Raw genomic sequence first — 23392 nt, forward strand, 5'->3', positions numbered from 1 at the left:
ATCACTCCCGAGGGTAAACGAGGGCGGTGGCGCCCTCGATCTCGATCACGTCGACTGTGGCGCCCTCGGGTATGACGAGGGTCTCGTCATAGGCGCGGGCCGACCATTCCTCTCCTCCGATGCGCACCCGGCCCTGGCGCCCGTCGACCTCGCGGACGACGTAGGCGCTCCTGCCGACGAGTGCCTGCACGCCGAAGCGCTGTGCCGGCGGCTGCCTGATGTGCCGGGCGGCGATCGGCCGGATCAGCAGCAGCCCGGCGGCGGAGGCGAGGGTGAACACCAGAAGCTGGAGCGGCAGGGGCAGGCCGACGGCGGCGACCGCCGTGGTCAGCAGCGCCGCGGCACCCAGGAGTCCGAGAGCGGCCGTCAGCGTGAAGATCTCCGCGATCCCCAGCACGACTGCCAAAATCAACCAGATGACCCAGTCATCCATACTTCGGCCCTCCGTTAGATATAACGGGCCAATGGGCTTCCAGGTTCCCCCCGGTTTCCACCGTAACCCTTTTGGGAGTGTCCAGGGGAAAGCTGGATCAGGTGTTGCCCTAACGTGTCGTATTCTGCTCAACCGGCCGGGCGGACCGTCCCGGACACCTCGCCCAGGGCGATGACCGTGCCGTCGGGGCCGGGGGCGGTGGCCGAGATCGTCACCACGTCGCCGTCGTGCAGGAAGGCCCGGGTCTCGCCGCCGGGCAGCTTGACCGGTTCGGCGCCGTTCCAGCTCAGTTCCAGCATCGAGCCGCGCTGCCCGTGCTCCGGGCCGGAGACGGTCCCGCCGGCGAACAGGTCGCCGGTGCGCAGGGAGGCGCCGTTGACGGTCAGGTGCGCGAGCATCTGGTCCGGCGTCCAGTACATGCCGCGGAACGGCGGGCGGGAGACCGTCTCCCCGTTCAGCCGGATCTCCAGGGCGAGGTCGAGCCCCCACGGCGCCGTCCTGCGCAGGTAGGGCAGCGGTTCGGGACTCTGCTCCCGGCCGGGCACCCGGGCCGCGGAGAGCGCGTCCAGCGGCGTGACCCACGGCGAGACCGAGGTGGCGAACGACTTGCCCAGGAACGGCCCGAGCGGCACGGTCTCCCACGCCTGCACGTCCCTGGCGCTCCAGTCGTTGACCAGCGTGACCCCGAAGACGTGCTCCTCGAACGCCCCCGCCGGGCCGCCCATCGGGCTCGGCGCGCCCACCACGAAACCCACCTCGGCCTCGAAGTCCAGCCGCTCCGACGGCCCGAAGTCGTCCGCGCCCCGCTGGCCGTGCGGCCGGATGACCGGGGTACCGGACACCACCACCGTGCCGGCCCGGCCGTGGTAGCCGACGGGCAGCCGCCGCCAGTTGGGCGGCAGCGGCTCCTGGCCGGGCCGGAAGATCAGCCCGGCGTTCGTGGCGTGCTCCAGGGAGCAGTAGAAGTCCACGTAGTCGGCCACCTCGAACGGCAGGCACAGGCGCACCTCGCCGAGCGGCACCAGGTGCTCCCGTGCCGCGCCCGGTCCGGTGAGCAGCTCCTGGAGGCGCTCCCTGGTCTCCCGCCACGCCGTACGGCCCCGGGCCAGGAAGGGGTTGAGCGCGGGGGCGGCGAACACGTCGTCGGCGAGGGCGGCGGCGAGGTCGAGGACGTGCTCGCCGTACCGTACCCCCGCCCGCGGCGGTTCGCCCGGCCGGGCGTAGATCCCGTAGGGCAGGTGCTCGACGCCGTACCCGGGGGCCGTCACGTGACGATCCTGGCGGGCGCACCGGTCAGGCCCAGCTCGGCCAGGTCGGCGAGCGGCGCCGTGGTGTTGCACGACCCGTAGCTGACCAGCAGCTCCCTGGCCCGCCGGGCGACGTCGCCGGGCACCGCGCGGAAGATCCGCACCAGCTCCGCCGGATCGGTCGACTCCAGCACCGGCACCGGATCGCGGTCCTGCACGACGGCGCACACCGAGAGGACCAGGTTGAGGAAGCCGTGCCGGTAGACGCCGAAGCAGGCGTCGGGGTGGCGCACGGCGTGGTGCAGGCCGGCGGCGGCCTTGAACGGCACGCCGTTGCGCACGCAGTAGCGGACGAACGCGCCCAGTTCGCGGGTGCTCGGGAAGTCCTCCGCCCGCGTACCGCCGCACCGGATCTTGAGCCCGACGCCCTCGGCCAGCCTGACCGGCAGCATCTCGCTCTTGACCTCGACGAACAGCCGCGCGGACGCGGGCGCCCAGGGCGCCAGCAGGCGGGCGCTGAGCGGCAGGAGGTCCCCGGCCGGCGTCGTTCCGGCCCGTTTGAGCTGCACGGGCACCGGCACCCCGGGCGTGCCCGGGTAAGGGGCCGCGAGCGTGGCGCCCGGCGGCGCGGCGGAGTCCTCCTCCCACGGGGAGACCCCCGTGGGGCCGGGCCGTCCGGGCGCGAACGTCTGCGGCGAGCCCGCCTGGCGGGTGGCGCGGGCCGGCAGCACCACGTCCACGTGGTCCACGTTGAGCCCCGCCACGTCGGGCGGCTCGTCCATGTCCATCACCAGGCCGAGCCGCAGCGGCCCGGGATCGCGGCGGCGCAGGTCGTCGAGGCGGCTGGCCGGGCACAGCAGCCGGTGGGTGAGCACCGGGCTGCCGGCCGCGAGGTCGGCCACGTGCCGGGCGAGGGCGGTGCGCATCGGCAGCGCGGCGGGCGGGAAGAGCACGCCGTCGTCGACGAGGCCGGTCAGGAGCTGGTTCGTCGTCATCCGATCCTCCGGTCGGGCGTCAGGCCCGGCCCCCTCGCGGGCACCGGGCGATTCCGGGGGAGTTCGCGGGAGAACAGGGACGAGCCCTGGGCGTCGAAGGCGTTGGAGAGGTCATCTGACCCAGCTCCAGGCATAGGAGGTGTCCTCACAGGCGAGGGCGGCGCGGCCAAGGTCGAGCGGCCTGAAGGTGTCTATCATGACCGCCGTCTCGCTGGTCCGCGACATGCCGCGGCCGATCGCCTCGATGACCGCCTCGACCGCGCCGGGCTGGGGTCCGTGCGTGAACCCGGCGGGATGCAGCGAGATCGAGCCCACGTCGATGCCCGACCCCTGCCGCGCCGTGTAGTCGCCGCCCACGTAGAACATGAACTCGTCGGAGTCCACGTTGTGGTGGTTGTAGGGGAGCGGCACCGCCTCGGGATGGAAGTCCAGCGGGCGCGGGCAGAACGAGCAGATCACGAAGCCGGGGCCCTCGAAGGTCTGGTGCACCGGGGGCGGCGCGTGGGTCCGCTTCACGATGGGCTCGAAGTCGGCGATGTTGAACGCGTAGGGATACAGGCAGCCGTCCCAGCCGACCACGTCGAACGGGTGGTTCTTGTAGACCAGCCTGGTCAGCCCGCCCCTGGTCCGCACCAGCACCGGCACGTCCGTGCCCGCCGCGGTCAGCGGCCGGTCCGGGGCGCGCAGGTCCCGCTCGCTGTAGGGGGCGTGCTCCAGGAACTGGCCGTACTGCGACAGGTAGCGTTTCGGCGGGCGGATGTGGCCCGCGGCCTCCACCACCAGCGCCGCCACCGGACCGCCCTGCGGGATCCAGCGGTGGATGGTCCCGGTCGGGACGACCACGTAGTCGCCCTCACCGGCCTCGATCACGCCGTAGGTGGACTCGAACCGCGCCCGTCCCGAGGCGATGTAGAGGCATTCGTCGCCTTTGGAGTTCCGGTACAGCTCGCTGGGCGCGTCCGCCACGGCGTGCGACAGCCGTACGTCGGCGTTGCCCGCGAGCAGGTGGCGGCCAGTGACCAGGTCGCCGCCCGTGGGGAGCGCGCCGGTGCGGAAGTGGCGCGGGGTCAGCGGGTGGTTGGCGGCGAGGTCGGCGGAACCGTCCTGCGCCACGGGCTCGGCCTTGACGATCGCGGTGGGCGGATGGCGGTGATAGAGCAACGAGGAATCGGACGAGAAACCCTCTTCCCCCATGAGCTCCTCGGCGTAAAGTCCTCCGTCGGGCCGCCGGAACTGGACGTGCCGTTTACGCGGCACCTCGCCGACGACGCGGTAGTACGGCATCGCCACGCCCCATTTCTTCCGCTTCTTTCTAAGATTTCACGATAAACCTCCGGTGCGGTCATGGCAGGGTCCAATTTCGTTCTCGTCTTGTCGCGGACGCCGCCCGGCCCGGCGCCGGAAACTAGGCGGCCGGATCGGTCAGGCGGCTGGTGGTGCGCAGGTCGTGCCCCGCCGCCCGGCCGCCGGCGGGCAGCCCGAAGCGCGGCTCCGGACCGTACGCGCCGTCGAGCAGCCCGGCGACGTACCCGGCGAGCGCCGGCGCGTGCTTGAAGCCGTGCCCGGAGTCGCCGCCGAGCACCCAGACGCCCTCGGCCGCCTCGGTGATGATCCATTCGGCGTCCGGCGTGCTTCCGTACTGGCACACCTGGGAGAACAGCAGCGGAGCCTGTTCCAGTGCGGGGAACCTGCGCCGCAGGTAGGCGCGGGCCGTCTCCTCGCTGCGCGGCGAGATCCGCCGGTCCCCGGTCTCCGGCTCGTACGGCTCGCCCTCCTCGTCGGAGGTCACCTTCATGCCGACGCCGTCCACGTCACCGTGCCCGTAGGTGGAACCGTCGTAGTCGAGCCAGGCGGGCAGCGGCGGGGTGCGCCACTCGGGCGGCACGGCGAAGTGCAGGGTGTCCTGCTTGGTCACCGCCAGCCCGGCCGCCGCCGCCACCTGCGGGAACACCGAGGGCAGCCACGCGCCGCACGCCCACACCACCCGGTCGGCCCGCAGCACCTCCCCGGCCACCAGGACCCCGGGCCGGCCGTCCCCCTCGTACGGCCGGGCGCGGCCGGACACGAGACGGACGCCGGCGTCCACCGCGAGCCGCGCGGACACCTGGACGGACCTGCGGGCGCGCAGCACGCCGGCCCGCGGCTCCCACAGGACGAAGGACAGGTCGCCGGTGCTCAGGCCGGGGAAGACGCGGGCGGCCCGGTCCGGCTCCCACAGCTCGTGCGGGATGCCGAGCTTCGCCAGGGTGTCCGCGCTGCGCCGCTCCCAGCCGTCCGCCCGCCGGGCGAACCACGCCATCCCGGCCTCGATGTACAGCTCCTCGCCGGCGCGCTCGCCGAGCGCCCGCCAGGCGTCCCTGGCCTGGCCGGCCATCCGGGCGTACCACTCGTCCGCGCCGTGCGCGCACCGGAGCAGCCGGGTCTCCCCGGCGCTGGCCTGCCGTACGTGGCCGGGCTGGTGGCGCTCCACCAGGGTCACCCGCCAGCCGGTGTCGGCCAGCCGGAGAGCCAGCGACGTTCCCCAGATTCCCGCCCCCACCACGATGGCCGATTTCATGTTGAGACACGCCCCCTTGGTGCGCCGGACGCCAGTCCTTAACCGTTCCCTACTGTCCCTTTTCCCCTCATGTACCTGGTTTCGCACCTGGAAGATCGATAGAGTGCGATCATCTGCTGACATATCGGGTTAACTTGCGCCCCGGGAGCTTGTAGACATGCGTTGGAACCTCCGCAGGACGCTGGCCATCGGGGCGGCGCTCACCATCCTCGGCATCGGACTGCCGGTCGCGACGGCCTACTCGCAGGACGATCCGCGTAACTGCAACGACCTCAACGACCCGGCGTTCGTCGTCTGCACCTGGCTCGCCACGCCGGAGGAGGCGCGGGACATCGCGCTGTTCTGGCTGAGCAACGACGGCGAGAAGCTCAAGGAAGCCGAGTCGCTGCCCACGGTCACCGTCGACTGTAAGGCCCCCGGCAACGTCTGCCCCGATCTGGACGGCGACAGCGAGCCGCGCGGCGAGAGCGAAGGGCTGCCCGGGGACTACCAGGAGCCCGGCGAGAACGAAGGGCCCGAGTGCGAGGCCGGCACCACCTGCTCCCTGCCGGGCGGGGTCGCCGTCACCCCGGCCGAGGTGCGGTCCGCGGCGCAGACCCCCAGCGGCAGGGCGGTGACCGCCGCCAAGGACGCCGGCCTGCGGACCTGGGTGGACACCGAGCTGTCCGACGACTGGAAGGCCGGCCCCCAGCAGTTCACCGCCGCCGTCAAGCGGGTCGCCGCCGTCGCCGCGCAGCCCGGCGTGATCGGCATCCGGTTCACCTCGCAGCTCGGCTACAACAGCACCGCCTTCACCACCACCCAGGAGATCGACAAGTTCGTCTCCGAGGCCACCACCGCCCTGCGCGCGGCGGTCCCCGGCAAGAAGCTCGCCCTGCACACGCTGGTCCCCGAGCTCGGCTGCGGCACCAACGACGCCTGCAAGGCCGAGATGGCCAAGAAGTACCCGCTGCTCAGCCCCGACCAGGTGCAGTCCTACGCCACCTCCGGCGCGATCGACCAGCTCTCCCTGGACAGCGGCCTCGCCCGTACCGAGTACGCCGCCTGGAAGATCACCCCCGAGCAGGCCCTGCGCAACCAGTGGATCGAGGTCCGCGCCCGCGCCTGGGACGCCTACGCGCAGATCGCCGCCGAGGACGCCGGCTTCACCGGCCCCGAGCACTCGCTCTTCACCACCGCGCAGGCCACCGACGCCATCGCCGACCGCATCTCGCAGACCCTGATGGACGACGGCGCGGAAACGGTCACCCTGTGGAGCCGCTGGCAGGACGCCCAGGGCAAGGTCTACCGCATCCTCGGGGACAAGAACGCGAACAACCCCACCTGGGACCAGCTCTCCCAGCTCGACGCCGTCAAGCTGCGGCTGGCCACCATCTACAACCCGGCCACCCCGGATGTCGACGCCGCCGCCGACCTCAAGAAGCTCTCCGAGGTCTTCTCACAGGTTTACCTGATCACGGCCTGACCGCCCTCGCGGGCGATGACGTGCACGTTCTCCGGCGGAATCCGGCGAAGGGCGTGCACGTCGCCATTTTTGGTGAAAAGCCTCTAATCCTGGTTTCAGGGTCGGCTCACGGGCGGGCGGAATTCTTCGTGTGTGGCCGGGTGACGGGCTCGGGCCGGAGCTGACGGAGGTACTGAGATGAACAGGATCAAGCTGACCTTGGCGGGGGCCGTCATCGGGACCGTGTTCGGTGGGCTGGTCGTCGCGACGCCGGCGTTCGCGGACGAGCGGGTGTGCCGGGGGACGATCCGGGCCGTCACGGTGGACGACGTGCGGGTGCCGCAGGGGGCGAGTTGCACGCTCGCCGGGACCCGGGTGAAGGGGAACATCAAGATCGCGCGGAACGCCACCCTGGTCGCCCGGAAGGTGAACGTGGACGGCAACGTGCAGGGCGAGGGAGCGCGCGCGGTGTCGGTGGTCGGCGGGGCCGTGGTGAAGGGGAGCGTGCAGGTGAAGCAGGGAGGCGCGGCCACGGTCACCTCGTCGCGGATCAACGGTGACATCCAGCTCGACGCCAACCGCCGCTACCTGCGGGTCAACTCCAACCGGGTCGGCGGCAACATCCAGATCGTCGGCAACCGCGCGGGCGCCCAGATCCACCGCAACGCGGTCAAGGGCAACCTCCAGTGCAAGGAGAACCGCCCCGGCGTGACCGGCAGCCGCAACGCGGTCGGCGGCAACAAGGAAGACCAGTGCCGCCGCTTCTGACCCTCGTCGGCGGCCTGCGCGCCGCGATGTAGATCCCTCGGCGGGGGCACATCCTGGGGGAAGTGTGCCCCTGCCGAGGAGCTCGGAGGACGTCAGACAGAGATGCCACGCCGCGCGGAGACGACGCCCTGCTGCTCGGCGACGGCCGATACGAGCGCGTGCGGGTGGTCCCGGCGGATTTGTGCGTGGATCCCCGACTCCTTCTCCTTCTCGGTGGGCGGGTCCACCTTGATGGCCCACCAGCCGCCGTTGAAGACTCAGAAGCCGCCGTCGATGTTGCGGTCGAAACGGTCCAAGATCGATTGGACTTCCAGTCGAGGGCATTGCCAGACGCCGATCCATTGCGCAGCGCGACCGGCGCGCTCCACCTACTTGATTGCGTTGTCCGGAGAGTCGAGCCAGACGTATTGCCCTTCAGGCGTGACCGTCATCCCGAACCGTTCTTTGGGGGGCGCACCCCAGGAGACCCACCGCAGATAGGCGGCCTCCACCTCGTCCCACAGATTGCGCGGCCCCCGCTGCAGGACTGCCACGCCCTTGTAATCGGGTGCGTAGTGCACCTGAGCGTCAGACTCCTCCGACCACACAGACAGGTGGAATTCGCCGCCCTCCTGGTCCCCATGTGTACCGGACACATCTGGCAGCAGTCCCGCCACGGCGATATCCGCACCGGTAGAGGAACGCACCACCCGGCGCGGATCGAGGTAAGTAGACGATCTCCGGTAATCGCCCTCAAGCTGGGGAGGATCCCACCGCTGCGACCGTAGCAGCATGAAGCCGACGCCCCCGTGGAACCTCCCTACCGCCGTACCATCTCCGACCACGGTGAACATGGTGAGGTAGCCGCCTTCCCAGCGAGGCGTCCAGGGGATCACGATCACTCCACCGGGACGAGCTTGACTCACCCACGAGTAGGGCACCTCACAGACACCACAGGTGACGTGTACCCGGTCGTATGGTGCGCCATCGGCCCAACCCAGGGTCCCGTCCCCATGAATCAGCCGGGGCACGTGTCCGGACCTTTTCAGGTTCTCCGCAGCCAAGGTGGACACGGCCTGATCGATTTCGATACTGGTCACGTTCTCGTCCCCGAGACGATGCGCCAGTAAGCCCGCCGTCCAGCCCGTGCCCGTGCCGATCTCCAGGACCTCGTCGCCGTCGTAGGGATCGAGCAATTCCAAGGTCGCCGCTACGACATCCGGTGCGGACGACGAAGAGGTGTAGTCGCCTTTCCCCTCCGCTATCTCGGTCGCGCCGTCGTCTAGCTGCGTGATAATCGCCGCGTTGGAATAAACGGCGTCCATCCATGCCTCGGCATCGGCACTCCGGTCAATGAGATAGCCGGGGCCGTCATCAGAATCGCACCACGCCCTGTCAGGAATGAACAGGTGACGGGGCACGGCGTGAAACACATCCCGCCACCTGTCATCCAGGCCCGTCAGTCGCTCAGCGAGAGCGGAGATGAGCCGATCGACGCTCACTTCTTCCCTGGTTTCTCATGCTTGCCGGGGTCGTCGGGGCGGGCTCCATCGGAGTTCGGCTTCGGCTTAGGAACCGGCTTGTCTTCTGGCTTGTCGCCATCGTGCTTGCCCATTGACTGACTCTCCTGACCTTTGCCGATCATCTTTCGTTGGAATGTGCTCGGCCATCGTAGCTCCGTTAGCCGAGCCGGGTAGACCTCCAAACAATAAGGCGGAGCCCGAAAAGGGATATCAGCGATGATATTTGTCGCAAACGAAAATCGACATGCTATATCCCCTGCATGCCGGTTCCAGGGAGATCGCACCTCGGACTGGCTCGAGGCGGGAGACGCGACGCTGACCGCCATCACGAGCGGCCTGCTCGTTCCGTCGAACTATTGGCGGGCGGCTGAGGTGGTCGCCGCAGTAGAGGCGCGGCGTCTACCCGAGGCCGGCGAGTTGCGGGAAGCGTACCGGGAGCTGTGCGCGCCGTCCTCGTGAAGGTCAACGCTGACGGGTCTGGTGCGGGCCTTCCCTTCTGGGCCACGCAGGTCTCGCTGCTAGCTTGGCGGGATGACCGGCCGGGATCGTGGTGCCATGCACGGGAACAGTGGCCACCAGGAGTGTGGCGGGAGTGTGGCGGACGCCAGGTCGGTGGCGGGGTTCGATGGCGCCGGAGGGCCCGAACGGCGGCTCACGGGTGAGGCGCGCGGCGGGGTGTCGGTGGAGGCGGGGCCCGGGACGCTGTCGTTGCGGCTGCCGTTCCGGTCGCCGCTGTGCCCGGACAACCTGTTCGGGCATCTCGCGGCGACCGCGGTGCCGGGGGTGGAGGAGTGGCGGGACGGGGCCTACCGGCGCACGCTGCGCCTGCCGTACGGGCAGGGGGTGGTGGCGTTGCGGCCGGCGCCCGGCCACGTCGCCTGCGAGCTGACGCTGACCGACCTGCGCGACGTGTCCACGGCGATCTCCCGGTGCCGCTGGATGCTGGACCTGGACGCGGACCCGGTCGTGGTGGACGACCTGCTGAGCCGTGACCCGGTGCTGGCCCCGCTGGTGGCCCGGAGTCCGGGCCGCAGGGTGCCGCGGACCGTGGACGGGGCGGAGTTCGCGGTCCGCGCGGTGCTCGGCCAGCAGGTGTCCACCGCGGCGGCACGCACGCACGCCGGGCGGCTCGCGGCGGCGTACGGCGAGCCGGTCAGCGACCCGGGCGGCGGGCTCACCCGCCTCTTCCCCAGCCCGCAGGCGCTGGCCGGGCTGGACCCCGCCGCGCTCGCCATGCCGCGGTCCCGGCGGACGGCCCTCATCGGGCTCGTCGGCGCGCTGGCCGCGGGCGAGATCGACCTCGGGCCCGGCGCCGACCCGGAGCGCGCCCGCGCCCGGCTCCTGGAGCTGCCCGGACTCGGGCCGTGGACGGTGGAGACCGTCGCGATGCGCGCGCTCGGCGACCCGGACGCGTTCATCCCCGGCGACCTCGGCGTCCGGCTGGCCGCCCGCGAGCTGGGCCTGCCCACGACGCCGGGCGCGCTGAACCGGCGCTCGGCCGCCTGGCGCCCCTGGCGCGCCTACGCCGTGCAGCACCTCTGGGCCACCGGCGACCACCCGATCAACCGCCTGCCCTCCGCGTGAGCGACCGCCCGCCGTACCCGGTCAGCTGTGTTCTTCGAGGAAGATCGCGAACTCCTCCAGCGAGATGCGGCCGTCGCCGTCCCGGTCGATCCGGCCGACCGCCGCGACCGCCCGCTCCGCCGGGATGGGCCGCCCCAGCACCTCCATCAGCCGGCTCAGCTCCGGCGCCGAGATGAGGCCGTCGCCGTCCGCATCCACCAGCTTGAAGGTCGCCGCGTACTCGGTCACGTCAGCCATGGCATTCCGCCTTCCGGCAGCAGGGAGATCATCGAAACGCACCTTAGCGCGCTCCAACTCCCCGAAAGCGAAGAAGACGAACCTCCGCCCCGCGCGCCGCCGAGGGGGACCGGTATGCCGGGAGCAGCGAAGGTAAAGAGAAGGGATAGGGAAGGTCATCCGGGGGTAGCGGGGGCGGGGAGGTGGTGGCATGAGGCTGACGTTGACCTCGGATCTGTGGTGGAAGAACGCGGTGATCTACTGTCTGGACGTCGAGACGTACAAGGACGGCGACGGGGACGGGGTGGGTGACTTCCGGGGACTGACCCAGCAGATCGATCACCTGCGCGGGATGGGGGTCACCTGTGTGTGGCTGATGCCGTTCTTCCCCACGCCGAACCGGGACGACGGGTATGACATCGCCGACTTCTATGCCATCGATCCCAGGCTGGGGACGTTCGGGGAGTTCGTGGAGTTCGTCCGGACGGCCCGGGATCGGGGGCTGCGGGTGATCGCCGACCTGGTCGTCAACCACACGTCCGACCGGCATCCGTGGTTCCTGGACGCCCGGTCCAGCCGCGACTCCCGCTACCGGGACTGGTACGTCTGGTCCGACAGGCCGGAGCCGGACGATCCCGATGCCGTCGTCTTCCCCGACGAGGAGAACAGCTTCTGGGAGTGGGACGAGAAGACCGGCCAGTACTACCTGCACAGCTTCTACAAACACCAGCCCGACCTGAACGTCGCCAATCCGGAGGTGCGCGACGAGATCACCAGGATCCTGGGATTCTGGATGGAACTGGGACTCTCCGGCTTCCGGATGGACGCGGTGCCGTTCCTGGTGGAGAACATCCGGGGGAAGGTGCCCGACCAGTCGAAGTTCCTCGGCGACCTGCGGGCGTTCATGAACCGCAGGGACGGCGGCGCGGTGCTGCTCGGCGAGGTCAACCTGCCCTACGACGACCTGCTGCACTACTTCGGCGGCGGCAACGGCGACCGGCTCACCATGTGCTTCGACTTCATCGGCATGCAGAACGTCTACCTGTCGATGGCCAGGGGGGACGCCGGGCCGCTGGCGAAAGCGCTGCGGGAGCGGCCCCGGCCGCCCAAGGACTGCCAGTGGGCGAGCTTCCTGCGCAACCACGACGAGCTCACCCTGGACAAGCTGTCGGACGCGGAGCGGCAGGAGGTCTTCGACGCGTTCGGCCCGGAGAAGGACATGCAGGTCTTCGGCCGGGGACTGCGCCGACGGCTGCCGTCGATGCTGGGCGGCGACCCGCGCCGGATCAAGATGGCCTACAGCCTGATGTTCTCGCTGCCCGGCACGCCGGTGCTGTTCTACGGCGAGGAGATCGGCCTGTCGGAGAACCTCGACGTCAAGGGCAGGACGGCGGTCCGGGTGCCCATGCAGTGGGGCCCGGAGCAGGGCGGCGGCTTCACCACGGCGGACGAGCCCCGGCTGCGCGTCCCGATGCCGGAGGGCCGCTACGGCCCCGAGCGGGTCAACGTGAGCGACCAGCGCCGCGACCCGGACTCGCTGCTGGCCTGGATCACGAAGCTCATCGAGTACTACCGGGAGTGCCCTGAGCTGGCCTGGGGCGAGTACACGGTGCTGGACGCGGGGAACGACGCGGTCTTCGCGCACCGGGCGGATGTGGACGACGCCACCGTGGTCGCCGTGCACAACCTGGCCGACGCCGACGCCGAGATCGTGCTCACCCTGGAGAACCTGGACGGGCAGGTCATGCTCACCGACCTGTTCACCGGCGACGACGTCGAGGTCACCGAGGACGGGAAGGCGCGCCTGTCCCTCGGCCCGTACGACTGCCGCTGGCTGCGCACCACCCGGGGCGGCGGTTCGCCCGACCAGGCGGGCCCGCAGGCGCGGTCCTGAGGGTAGGAAACGGACGTGGCGCACAAGCTCGATCGATATCGGGGCAGGCGCGATGCCGCCCGCACGCCGGAACCCGTGCCCGCCGAGGGACCGCTGCCGAAGGGCGACGACGACACCTTCGTCATCCAGGAGCACCACGCGCGTTCCCTGCACTGGGACCTGCGCCTGGAACGGGACGGCGTGCTGGTCTCCTGGGCGATCCCCAAGGGCCTGCCGCCCGACCCCGCCGTCAACCACCTGGCCGTGCACACCGAGGACCATCCCCTGGAGTACGCGGCCTTCGAGGGCGAGATCCCGCAGGGCGAGTACGGCGGCGGCACGATGACGATCTGGGACCGGGGCACCTACGCGGCGGAGAAGTGGACCGACCGCGAGGTCAAGGTGGTGCTCGACGGCTCCCGCACGGCCGGCCGCTACGTGCTCTTCCGGACGCGCGGCAAGAACTGGATGATCCACCGGATGGATCCGCCGGCCGCCTCCTGGCACCCGCCGCCCGGCCCGCTCGCCCCGATGCGGCCGGTCACCCGCGCCCGCCTGCCGCGCGGCAGGGACGACCACCGCCTGGAGTTCGCCTGGGGCGGGCTGCGCGCGCTGGCCCACGTCGTGGGCGGCCGTCTCACATTACGGTCGGCGACGTCGGCCGACATCACGCCGGAGCACGGCTGGCTGCGCCCGTTCGCCTGCACCCTGGGCAGCAGGGCGGTGGTGCTCGACGGCGAGGTGGTCCGGCTGTCCGGCACCGAGTTCTACGTCTGCTACGACCTCCTCTACGACGACGGCCGCCCGCTGCTCGGCGAGCCGTACGCGCTGCGCCGGGCCAGGCTGGAGGAGCTGGGCGTGAACGGCCCGCACTGGCAGACCGCGCCGTCGTGGCCGGGCGCCGAGGCGGGCGCGGTACGGCGGGCCGCCCGCGACCAGGGCCTGCCCGGCATCGTCGCCAAACGCCTGGACGCGGCCTACGAGCCGGGGGAGGAGTCGGCCGCCTGGGTCTTCGTGCCATCCACATAGTGATACACACTTCTTGATATGTGAGACAACTTGCTATCGTTCCTCCGTTGGCTCGAAGAGGAGGAACGCGGCATGCCGGACAAGCAGGCGGTCTACACGCACGGGCACCACGAATCGGTGCTGAGGTCCCATCGGTGGCGCACCGCGGAGAACTCCGCGGCCTACCTGCTCCCGCACCTGCGGCCGGGCATGACGCTGCTCGACGTCGGAGCGGGCCCCGGCACGATCACCGCGGACCTGGCCGCGCGGGTCGCCCCCGGCCGGGTGACCGCCGTCGAGGTCACCGCCGACGCCCTCGCCCTGGCCAGGGCCGAGGCCGCCGCCCGCGGCCAGGACAACATCGACTTCGTCGTCGCCGACGTGCACGCCCTCGACTTCCCCGACGCGTCCTTCGACGTCGTGCACGCCCACCAGGTGCTGCAACACGTGGCCGACCCGGTCCAGGCGCTGCGCGAGATGCGCAGGGTGTGCCGGCCGGGCGGCGTCGTCGCGGCCAGGGACAGCGACTACGCCGGCTTCACCTGGCACCCCCGGCTGCCCGAACTGGACGAGTGGATGGCGCTCTACCAGAAGGTCGCCAGGAACAACGGCGGCGAACCCGACGCCGGCACCCACCTGTACTCCTGGGCCCGCGCCGCCGGCTTCACCGACATCACCCCCAGCGCCGCCGCCTGGTGCTTCGCCGGCCCCCGGGACCGCACCTGGTGGGGTGAGATGTGGGCCGAGCGCGTCCTCAACTCCGACATGGCCGCCCAGGCCGTCGCCTCCGCCGCCGCCACCCCCGAAGACCTCCACCGCCTCTCCACCGCCTGGCGCACCTGGTCCACCACCCCCGACGCCAGCCTCCTCATCCCGCACGGCGAAATCCTCTGCCGACGCTGACCAACCGGATTCGGGCCTCTCCGCCCGGAGAAGGTAGACAGTTCAGGAATGCAGGGTGGCGGTGAGGAGCCGGGATGAAGGTGGTGGTGGTCGGGGCGGGGGTCGCGGGGGTGGCACTGGCGCGGGGGCTGGTGGCGGTGGGGCACGAGGTCGAGGTGTATGAGCAGGCGAGCGGGCCGCGTACGGCCGGCGGCTCGGTGACGTTGTGGAGCGCGGGCACCGGGATCCTGCGTGACCTCGGCGTCGAGGTGACCGGGCTCGGACGGCGGATCGACCGGCTGGAGCAGTGGTCCAGCGACGGGCGGATCCTGTTCACCGCCGACGTCTCGCGGGCCGCCCGCCGGTTCGGCTCGCCCACCGTGCACGTGCGGCGGCAGCACCTCGTACAGGCTCTCGCGGCCGGCCTGCCACCGGGCGTGATCAGGTACGGCAGGCGCTGCACCGGGGTGCGCGGCACGACCGCGGTGTTCGCGGACGGCGGGACGGCCCGCGGCGACGTGCTGGTCGGCGCGGACGGCCGGTGGTCGCCGGTGCGCGACCACCTCCAGGGCGGCGACCCGGCCCGGCCCACCGGCTGGGTGACCTGGCAGGGCGTGACCGAGCTGCCGATCGACGTCACCGGCTCGCACCGGGGGGTGCTGATCAACGGCAGGGAGGGACTGTGCGGGCTGATGCCGCCGGGGGACGGGCTGCTGCTGTGGTGGTTCGACTTCCGGGCCGGGGAGACGCCCGCCGCGGACTGGCCGGGGCTGCTGGCCGAGCGGTTCGGCGGCTGGGCGTCACCGGTGCCGGAGGTGCTGGCGGCGGTGGCGGGCAGCGCGGACGCGGGCTTCTTCGCGCACTACCGGCAGCGGGTGCCGCGGGTGTGGGGGCGGGGCGGGGCGACGCTGGCCGGCGACTCGGCGCACGCCATGCCGCCCAGCATGGCCCAGGGCGTCAACCAGGCGCTGGAGGACGCCTGGGCGCTGACGGCGGCGCTGACCGGCCCGAGCGCCCACCCGGTCGCGGCCCGGCTGCGCGCCTACGAGCGCCACAGGTCGCGCAAGGCCGGGCTGGTCGCCTGGGTCTCCGGCACGAGCACCACCGACAGGTACCGCCCGCCGTCCCTGATGCGACTCGTCCCCGACGGGCTCGCCACCCGGCTGAACACCGCGTGGCTCGGCCGGGCCAGCACCTACCTCGACCATCTTCCGTGAGCCAGGAACGTGCCAAAAATTTTCCTCGTCTGGGGCAATCCGCTGGCCAAAGTGAGACTTTCGGCACGTCTGGGGGAATCTCCAGGGATGAGGGCGACGTTAGACGTAGATATCTAGGTGCGGCCCGCTCGTCAGTGCGGCAGCCACGACAGACCAGGGACTAGTCGCCCAGGAGGTATCCGTGTCGCCTGCCAGTTCGACTCGAACCGAGTCCTCCAAGATGACCGAGCCGACCGCCGAGGTCTCGCCGCAGCCCGCGAAGCCCGACGAGGACGACGAGGCCTACGCCCTCCTCGAAGCCGACGCGCTGGAGGAGGACGACGACGACGATGACGACGGCGCCCCGATCGCGCAGATCGCGACCCCCGGCGCCACCGCAGACCCGGTCAAGGACTATCTGAAGCAGATCGGCAAGGTCTCGCTGCTCAACGCCGAGCAGGAGGTCGAGCTCGCCAAGCGCATCGAGGCGGGCCTCTTCGCCGAGGACCAGCTGGCCACCGACGGCGAGCGGCTGCCGGTGGACGTGCGGGCCGAGCTGGAATGGATCGCCGAGGACGGCAGGCGGGCCAAGAACCACCTGCTGGAGGCCAACCTGCGGCTGGTCGTCTCGCTGGCCAAGCGGTACACCGGGCGCGGCATGCTCTTCCTGGACCTCATCCAGGAGGGCAACCTGGGCCTGATCCGCGCGGTGGAGAAGTTCGACTACACCAAGGGCTTCAAGTTCTCCACCTACGCCACCTGGTGGATCAAGCAGGCGATCACCCGGGCGATGGCCGACCAGGCGCGGACCATCCGGATCCCGGTGCACATGGTCGAAGTGATCAACAAGCTGGCCCGGGTGCAGCGCCAGATGCTCCAGGACCTCGGCCGCGAGCCGACTCCCGAGGAGCTCGCCGTCGAGCTGGACATGCCGCCCGAGAAGATCGTCGAGGTGCAGAAGTACGGCCGCGAGCCGATCTCGCTGCACACTCCGCTGGGCGAGGAGGGCGACAGCGAGTTCGGCGACCTCATCGAGGACTCCGAGGCGATCGTCCCGGAGGACGCGGTGAGCTTCGCGCTGTTGCAGCGGCAGCTTCACTCGGTGCTCGACACGCTGTCCGAGCGGGAGGCGGGCGTCGTCTCGATGCGGTTCGGCCTGACCGACGGCCAGGCGAAGACGCTGGACGAGATCGGCAAGGTCTACGGCGTGACCCGGGAGCGGATCCGGCAGATCGAGTCGAAGACGATGTCCAAGCTGCGCCACCCGTCGCGGTCCCAGGCGTTGCGGGAGTACCTCGACTAGGCGGTCACGACCAGCGGTGCAGCGCGGCGGCGTCGTGGGTGAACCGCAGCCGGTAGGTGGTGGCGCTCAGGCCGAAGTGCGCCTTGAAGCGCCGGGCGAAGTAGTTCTGGTCCGACCAGCCGACGGACTGCCCGATCTCGGAGACCGACCGGTTGGTGTCCAGGAGCAGGCCCGCCGCCGTCTCGGCCCGCTGCTGGGCGAGGTAGGCCATCGGCGGCAGGCCCACGGCCGCCTTGAACAGCCGCACCAGGTAGCCGGGCGCCAGGTGCAGCCGGTCGGCCAGCTCGGGGAGCGACCACGGGTGGGCCAGGCTCGACTCCAGCAGCCGCATCGCGGCCACGACAGCCGGGTGGATAGGGCCGTTCGCCTCGACGGGCTCGCCGCGCGCCTCGGCGGCGGCCCGGGCCAGGTGGCCGAGGAAGAGCGACAGCCGGCCGATGACGTCGCCCCGGTGCCGCCCGACGGGCTGCCCGCGCAGCTCGTCCAGCGCGTCCAGGTGTTCCAGGCACTGCCCGAACGCCGCGTCGCCGAGGTGGGCGGTGAGCATCCCCCTGCGCTCCAGCGAGTAGGGGCCGGTCCACAGCAGGTATCCCAGCAGCGGATCCTCCCGGGTCCAGGCCAGCTCGTGGTGCAGCAGCCGGGTGCTGAAGCAGCAGTTGTACACGTCGAGGCGGCGGCACTCCTCGTAGCCGTGCCAGACGCCCGGCCGGAGCAGGATGACGTCACCGGCGCGCAGCCGCCGCCGGCCGCCGAGCGAGTGGTGGACGCCCTCCCCGCCCACGGCGACGGCGATCTCCACGAAGCTGTGCGTGTGCACGGGATGGTCGTCCTCGTGCACGGAGTGCCCGGCGTAGGCCAGCGTGCCGTCGGTGAAGAACAGCAGCCCCTTGGCCGCTCCGACGGGTGACTCGCTCATTCCCGCACGATACCGCCCCTGAGCTGGGCGGGTTAATTTCGTGCTAAGTCCGGTTCATATCGGGCTATGTGCCGTTCGGCGGGTCGGCGCATCATCCTGTCTGAGATCGACGCGACATCCCAGGGGAGTTTCCGCCGTGCCCGACACGCTGGTGCCGTACCACCTGACCTGCGAGAGCCGTACGACGCCGATGGGGCTCGACGAGCGCGCCCCCCGGCTGTCGTGGAAGCTGGCGGATCCGCGGGCCGGGCAGGGGCAGACCGCCTACCGGCTGACGATCGCCACGGAAGCGGCCGAGGTCGCCGAGGTCGCCGAGGTCTACGACAGTGGCGTGGTCGCGTCGGCGGACACGTTGAACGTCGTGCCCGCCGGGCTCGCCGTCGAACCGGCGACGCGGTACCGGTGGACGGTCACCGTGTGGGACGCGGACGGGATGGAGGGCGGCACGGCGTCGTCGTGGTTCGAGACCGGGCTGCTCGGCGCGGCCGGTTGGGCGGGGGCGAGCTGGATCGAGCACGACCCGGTCACCGATCCGGTGGCCGACCCGCCCACCTTCGGCGAGCCGCTGCCCGAGCGGCTGGCGAGCAGCGCGCCGGTCCGCCTCTTCCGCCGGGTCTTCGCGGCGGCGGACCGGCCGGTCCGCGCCCGGCTGTACGTGACCGCCCGCGGCCTGTACCGCCCGTTCCTCAACGGGGTCCGGGTCGGCGACGCCGAGTTGGCGCCGGGCTGGACCGACTACCGGCACCGCGTGCAGTACCAGACCTACGACGTCACCGACCTGGTCGCCGCCGGGGAGAACGTGCTCGGCGCCCAGGTCGCGGACGGCTGGTGGAGCGGCTACGTGGGCTTCGACCGGCGCCGCCACGCCGAGCACTACGGCGTCCGCCCGCGGTTCGTCGCCCGCCTGGTCGTGGAGTACGCCGGCGGCGGGCGGGACGTGGTGGTCACCGACGGGTCCTGGCGGGAGACGGCGAGCCACATCCTGCACGCCGACCTGCTCATGGGCGAGGTGGCCGACGCCCGGCTCGAACCGGCCGGCTGGGACGGCGACCCCGGCTTCGACGACACCGGATGGCAGCCCGTCGCGGTGGCCGGCGAGGACCACGACACGCTGATCGGCATGCTGGACGAGCCGGTGCGCGTCCTCGCCGACCTGAGCCCGGTGCGGGTCACCCGGCTGCCCGGTGACCGGGTGCTCGCCGACCTCGGCCAGAACATGGTCGGCCGGGTGCGCCTGTCGCTGCGCGGCGCGCGGCCCGGCGCCAAGGTGACGGTGCGCCACGCCGAGGTGCTCGACGACGCCGGCGAACTCTACGTGCGGAACCTGCGTTCCGCCGAGGCCACCGACGTCTACTTCGCGAAGGGCGGCGCCGAGGAGGTCTTCGAACCCGCCTTCACCGTGCACGGTTTCCGCTACGTCGAGATCACCGGCCACACCGACGTCGAGGTGACCGGGCGGGTCATGCACAGCGACACCCCGTTCGTCGGCGAGTTCACCTGCTCCGACCCGCTGATCGACCGGCTGTGGTCCAACATCCGGTGGGGGCAGCGCGGCAACTTCGTCTCGGTGCCCACCGACTGCCCGCAACGCGACGAGCGGCTCGGCTGGCTGGCCGACGCCCAGGTCTTCCTGCCCACCGCCTGCTACAACGCCGACGTCTCCGCGTTCTTCGCCCGGTGGATGCGCGACGTGCTGGACGGCCGCCTGCCCGGCGGCGCGTTCCCCGACGTCGCGCCGGTGCTGGACCGCTCGATCATCAACCGGGAGGGCGCCCCGGGCTGGGGTGACGCGGGCGTGCTCATCCCGTGGCACCTGTATCGCGTGTACGGCGACCGCCGTACCCTGGAGCGCGCCTTCCCGGCGATGGCGGGCTGGGTGGACTGGATCGCCGGGGGCAACCCGGACCTGATCTGGCGGCGCCGGGTCGGCAACCACTACGGCGACTGGTTGCAGATCGACGCGGAGACGCCGCGCGAGGTGCTGGCCACCGCCTACTTCGCGCGCAGCGCCGCCGTGGTGGCCCGCGCCGCCGAGGCGCTCGGCCGCGGCGACGACGCCGCCCGGTACGGCGAACTGGCCGGCCGGATCGGCGACGCCTTCCGCGCCGCCTTCGTGACCGCGGACGGCGCCGTGCGGGGCGACACGCAGACCGGTCAACTGCTCGCGCTCGCCTTCGACCTGCTGCCCGCCCACCTCGTCGAGCCCGCCGTGGCCCGCCTCGTCGCGGACATCCGCGGCAGGGGCGACCGTCTCACCACCGGCTTCCTCGGCGTCGCGCTGCTCTGCCCGGTGCTGACCAGGTACGGCAGGGCGGATGTGGCCCACGCGCTGCTGCGGCAGACCGAGTACCCGTCCTGGCTCTACTCGATCGCGCACGGCGCCACCACGATCTGGGAGCGCTGGGACGGCTGGACCGGCCACGCCGGCTTCCAGGCGCCCGAGATGAACTCCTTCAACCACTACGCGCTCGGCTCGGTCGGGGAGTGGCTCTACTCCCGGGTCGCCGGCATCGACCAGGCGGCCGACTCGATCGCCTACGACCGGCTGGTCATCGCGCCGGTCCCGGGCGATTCGCTCACCTCGGCCGCGGCCCGGTTCGAGTCGCCGCGTGGGCTGGTCGCCACCGAGTGGACGGTGGCGGACGGCGTGTTCCGGCTCGCGGTGACTGTCCCGCCCGGCGTCCGGGCCGTCGTGCTCCTGCCGGGCGACGACACCCGCCACGAGGTGGGATCGGGGACCCACGAGTTCACCGCGGCCCGCTGACCCCGGGCGAAGCGTCATGCCTCGGCCGAGGCGTGCGGGGCGCCGCCCGCTCCGGCCCCACAGCCCGCGCGGCACGACCGGGACGGGAGCGGTGGTCAGCTCATCTCGCGGAGCTCCTTGACGAGGTGGTCGAGGTGGGTCTGCCAGGCGGTGAGGGCGGTGACGCGCTCGGCGGGGAGGTCGTCCGGGCCGGTCTGGGTGAGGGTGATCCGGGCGCCGCCGGGCCCGGTGGACAGCTTCCACCGCACCCGCCCGGCGGGCCGGTCGTCCTGCCGCCAGCCGTACTCCAGGCGGGCCTGGGCCTCGACGTCGGTGACCGGGCCCGCCTGGACGCCCGAGGTGGTGAACGGGCGCGGCGGCGGGCCGCCGGCCTCGGCGGAACCGCCCTCGGTCAGGACGGCCCAGACCTTGTCGACCGGCTGGTGCATGAGCTGGCGCTCGAAGCGGACCCGCCAGCCCTCGGGCGTCTCCTCGGTGATCCCGGCGTTGAGCCCGAACTCCGCGACATACGTCTCGTACAGGTCGAAGGAGCTGGTGGGCCACTCGACGGGGCGTTCGTCGAGCAGCAGGGCCAGCGCGGCGAGGCAGCTGTGCCAGCCGCTGGCGTAGCTGGCGGCGGCGGGACGGTCGTCGAAGACGTGCGTGAAGATCAGCAGGCAGCCGTCCGGGGGGTCGGGGCGCAGCTCGAAGTGCACGAGGTCGTCGCTCTCCCGGGGCATCTCCTCCGGGGCGTGCTCGCTGAAGGCGAAGACGCGCGGCGGGTCGAGCTCGGTGATGACGGCGTCCATGACCGTGCCGCCGTCCCCCTCGAAGTGGATCATGCCACCGGGGCGCAGATCCATCCGGAGCGCCCGGAACGGATACCACTGGCTGAGCTGGCCGGGCTCGGTCAGGGCTCGCCAGACCTTCTCCGGCGGATGTGCCAGGCGCCGCTCGATGCGCAGCGCCGGTCGGCCGTCGATCACTCCTAGGCTTTCCTGCACGGGGTCACCCCTCTGATCTCCTCATATGCCTACATGACTATATACTTGGTGGGGCATGTAATGGCAAAGGGATCCAAGTCGGTTCGTTGACCGGCAACAAGGAAGATGCCTAGGGTTGTCTAGCTTTCTGGAAGGGGGCACCCCGCCATGCGTGCCAAACCCGCGCTCGACGACCTGGTGGCGATCGACGTGCACACCCACGTGCACCGGTCGGTGTCCGGCCGCGGCACCGCGGAGGACCTCGACGCGATGGGCTCCTACTTCAAGACCGACGTCCGCGGGTACGACGTGCGCCAACTGGCCGCCCACTACCGTGCGCGCTCGATGCTGGCCGTCGTCTTCACCGTGGACACGCTCACGGCCACCGGCGACGAGCCGGTGCCCTCCAGCGAGGAGATCGCCGAGGTCGCCGCCGAGCACGCCGACGCCGTGATCCCCTTCGCCAGCGTCGATCCGGGGCGCGGCAAGGCGGGGGTCCGGCTCGCCCGCCGCCTCATCGAGGAGTACGGCGTCGCCGGTTTCAAGTTCCATCCCAGCGCCCAGGGTTTCTTCCCCGACGACCCCGCGGTCTACCCGCTCTACGAGGTCATCGCCGAGCACCGTCTCCCCGCGCTCTTCCACACCGGCCAGACGGGCATCGGGGCAGGGACCAGGGGCGGGGGCGGGATCCGGTTGAAGTACTCCAATCCCCTCCATCTCGATGACGTGGCCGTCGACTTCCCCGACATGCCGATCGTGCTCGCCCATCCGTCCTTCCCCTGGCAGGAGGAGGCCCTCGCGGTGGCGTTGCACAAGCCGCAGGTCTACATCGACCTGTCCGGCTGGTCGCCGAAGTACTTCCCGCCGCTCCTCGTGCAATATGCCAACACCCTGCTCAAGGACAAGGTGCTCTTCGGCACCGACTTCCCGCTGCTCACCCCCGAGCGCTGGATGGCCGACCTGGAGAAGACCGCCATCCGCGACGAGGTGAAGCCCGGCATTTTCAAGCACAACGCCGCCCGGCTGCTCGGGCTCGGATAGCGGGATGCTGCGACGCGCCCTGGCCGACCTGGCGGAGATCAACCCCTATTTCGTGATCTCCACCGATCTCGCCGAGGAGGCCGACCCCGCCTGGCGGCCGCTGACCGCGCTGCCCGCCGACACCGCCGCCCTGGACGCCGCGATCGACGGCACCGCGCGCCGCCTCGGCACCGCCGAGCGCCGGGTCGCCGCGTCCATCCTCTACCAGGGCCTGGCCGCCCGGCTGTGGTCGCCCGTCCTCGGCCTGCTCACCGCGCACGGCCTGCTGCTCGACCTGGACGGCGTCCACTGGCGGCCCGCCGCGACCGGCCCGCTCCCGCTGTGGGCGCCGAAGCCGTCGGCCCTGCCCGGCGCGAGCCCCGAACAGGTCTACGACGGCGTCATGACCGGGGTGCTGGTCCCGCTGGCGGACGCCGTACGGGAGGCCGCCGGGGTCGCGCGGGGCCTGCTGTGGGGCAACGCCGCCTCGGCGCTGGCCGGCACGCTGGCCTCGGTCGTGCGGGCCCGGCCGGAACTGGCGGCGCCCGCCGGGCGGCTGCGCGGCGAACTGCTCGGGCTCGGCGTCCTCGCCGGCAGCGCGGAGATCGCGCCGAACGGCGCCTTCGTCCGGCGGAGCTGCTGCCTCTACTACCGGGTGCCCGGCGGCGGAATGTGCGGCGACTGCCCCCTGGTGTGATTGATCTCCTCGGGCCACCGGGCTA

The 23392-nt window shown here is 71.6% G+C and carries 19 protein-coding genes and 1 pseudogene; 11 read left to right on the forward strand and 9 right to left on the reverse strand.

What is annotated here, in order from left to right; translation table 11 throughout:
- Position 1: 1 nt before the first annotated feature.
- The 5 genes from QSK26_RS34710 to QSK26_RS34730 all read right to left on the reverse strand — a co-directional run bounded on the left by QSK26_RS34710 (position 2) and on the right by QSK26_RS34730 (position 5232).
- A complete protein-coding gene (locus QSK26_RS34710) occupies positions 2-433 on the reverse strand; it encodes an NfeD family protein (protein ID WP_285779566.1) in 432 nt (143 codons plus the stop codon).
- Between the two features lie 128 nt (positions 434-561).
- Positions 562-1701: a fumarylacetoacetase gene (gene fahA, locus QSK26_RS34715; RefSeq protein ID WP_285779567.1), complete on the reverse strand. Its 1140-nt coding sequence runs from the start codon at positions 1699-1701 to the stop codon at positions 562-564.
- Positions 1698-2675 (reverse strand): hypothetical protein, encoded by a 978-nt coding sequence (locus QSK26_RS34720; RefSeq protein WP_285779568.1) that lies wholly within the window; start codon positions 2673-2675, stop codon positions 1698-1700. The genes fahA and QSK26_RS34720 overlap by 4 nt, the downstream gene beginning before the upstream one ends.
- 111 nt (positions 2676-2786) lie before the next feature.
- Entirely contained in the window at positions 2787-3959 is a 1173-nt protein-coding gene (locus tag QSK26_RS34725) for a homogentisate 1,2-dioxygenase (RefSeq protein WP_285779569.1), read from the reverse strand.
- 121 nt (positions 3960-4080) lie between these two features.
- Positions 4081-5232 carry an NAD(P)/FAD-dependent oxidoreductase gene (locus QSK26_RS34730; protein WP_285779570.1) on the reverse strand — a complete coding sequence of 384 codons (1152 nt, stop codon included), beginning with the start codon at positions 5230-5232 and terminating at the stop codon, positions 4081-4083.
- 157 nt (positions 5233-5389) lie between these two features.
- Between QSK26_RS34730 and QSK26_RS34735 the strand changes: the two genes are divergently transcribed.
- Together QSK26_RS34735 and QSK26_RS34740 are read left to right on the forward strand one after the other, a co-directional pair.
- Positions 5390-6697 (forward strand): hypothetical protein, encoded by a 1308-nt coding sequence (locus QSK26_RS34735; RefSeq protein ID WP_285779571.1) that lies wholly within the window; start codon positions 5390-5392, stop codon positions 6695-6697.
- Between the two features lie 177 nt (positions 6698-6874).
- Complete coding sequence (locus QSK26_RS34740) at positions 6875-7444, forward strand: hypothetical protein (protein WP_285779572.1); 570 nt, start codon at positions 6875-6877, stop codon at positions 7442-7444.
- 368 nt (positions 7445-7812) lie between these two features.
- On the opposite strand, the gene QSK26_RS34745 is transcribed toward QSK26_RS34740, so the two are convergent.
- A complete protein-coding gene (locus QSK26_RS34745; protein WP_285779573.1) occupies positions 7813-8925 on the reverse strand; it encodes a methyltransferase domain-containing protein in 1113 nt (370 codons plus the stop codon).
- A 576-nt stretch (positions 8926-9501) separates the two neighbouring features.
- On the opposite strand from QSK26_RS34745, the gene QSK26_RS34750 reads away from it, so the two are divergent.
- Positions 9502-10530: a DNA-3-methyladenine glycosylase family protein gene (locus QSK26_RS34750; protein WP_285779574.1), complete on the forward strand. Its 1029-nt coding sequence runs from the start codon at positions 9502-9504 to the stop codon at positions 10528-10530.
- 21 nt (positions 10531-10551) lie between these two features.
- Here the strand turns inward: QSK26_RS34750 and QSK26_RS34755 are convergent, their stop codons facing one another.
- Positions 10552-10767: an EF-hand domain-containing protein gene (locus QSK26_RS34755; RefSeq protein ID WP_285779575.1), complete on the reverse strand. Its 216-nt coding sequence runs from the start codon at positions 10765-10767 to the stop codon at positions 10552-10554.
- Between the two features lie 190 nt (positions 10768-10957).
- Here QSK26_RS34755 and QSK26_RS34760 point away from each other — a divergent pair, with 190 nt between their 5' ends.
- From QSK26_RS34760 to QSK26_RS34780, 5 genes and pseudogenes are all read left to right on the forward strand, one after another.
- Positions 10958-12640, forward strand: a complete 1683-nt coding sequence (locus QSK26_RS34760) for an alpha-amylase family protein (RefSeq protein ID WP_285779576.1) — start codon at positions 10958-10960, stop codon at positions 12638-12640.
- Between the two features lie 15 nt (positions 12641-12655).
- Complete coding sequence (locus QSK26_RS34765; protein ID WP_285779577.1) at positions 12656-13648, forward strand: DNA polymerase ligase N-terminal domain-containing protein; 993 nt, start codon at positions 12656-12658, stop codon at positions 13646-13648.
- A gap of 72 nt (positions 13649-13720) precedes the next feature.
- On the forward strand, positions 13721-14530 hold the full coding sequence (locus QSK26_RS34770) for a class I SAM-dependent methyltransferase (protein WP_285779578.1): 810 nt from the start codon (positions 13721-13723) through the stop codon (positions 14528-14530).
- Positions 14531-14604: 74 nt separating this feature from the next.
- Positions 14605-15726: an FAD-dependent oxidoreductase gene (locus QSK26_RS34775; protein ID WP_285779579.1), complete on the forward strand. Its 1122-nt coding sequence runs from the start codon at positions 14605-14607 to the stop codon at positions 15724-15726.
- 253 nt (positions 15727-15979) lie between these two features.
- Positions 15980-17008: pseudogene (locus QSK26_RS34780) on the forward strand (RNA polymerase sigma factor); the annotation flags it as partial.
- Between the two features lie 4 nt (positions 17009-17012).
- Here QSK26_RS34780 and QSK26_RS34785 read toward each other — a convergent pair.
- On the reverse strand, positions 17013-17924 hold the full coding sequence (locus tag QSK26_RS34785; protein WP_285779580.1) for an AraC family transcriptional regulator: 912 nt from the start codon (positions 17922-17924) through the stop codon (positions 17013-17015).
- 136 nt (positions 17925-18060) lie between these two features.
- On the opposite strand from QSK26_RS34785, the gene QSK26_RS34790 reads away from it, so the two are divergent.
- Positions 18061-20688, forward strand: a complete 2628-nt coding sequence (locus QSK26_RS34790; RefSeq protein ID WP_285779581.1) for an alpha-L-rhamnosidase — start codon at positions 18061-18063, stop codon at positions 20686-20688.
- A gap of 95 nt (positions 20689-20783) precedes the next feature.
- Here the strand turns inward: QSK26_RS34790 and QSK26_RS34795 are convergent, their stop codons facing one another.
- Positions 20784-21671, reverse strand: coding sequence for an SRPBCC family protein (locus QSK26_RS34795; RefSeq protein WP_285779582.1), 888 nt, complete (start codon positions 21669-21671; stop codon positions 20784-20786).
- A gap of 147 nt (positions 21672-21818) precedes the next feature.
- Between QSK26_RS34795 and QSK26_RS34800 the strand changes: the two genes are divergently transcribed.
- Together QSK26_RS34800 and QSK26_RS34805 are read left to right on the forward strand one after the other, a co-directional pair.
- Entirely contained in the window at positions 21819-22691 is an 873-nt protein-coding gene (locus QSK26_RS34800) for an amidohydrolase family protein (RefSeq protein ID WP_285779583.1), read from the forward strand.
- A gap of 4 nt (positions 22692-22695) precedes the next feature.
- Positions 22696-23367, forward strand: coding sequence for a (2Fe-2S)-binding protein (locus QSK26_RS34805; protein ID WP_285779584.1), 672 nt, complete (start codon positions 22696-22698; stop codon positions 23365-23367).
- Positions 23368-23392 lie beyond the last annotated feature (25 nt).

The sequence above is a fragment of the Microtetraspora sp. NBRC 13810 genome (assembly GCF_030268685.1).
Lineage (GTDB): Bacteria > Actinomycetota > Actinomycetes > Streptosporangiales > Streptosporangiaceae > BSRQ01.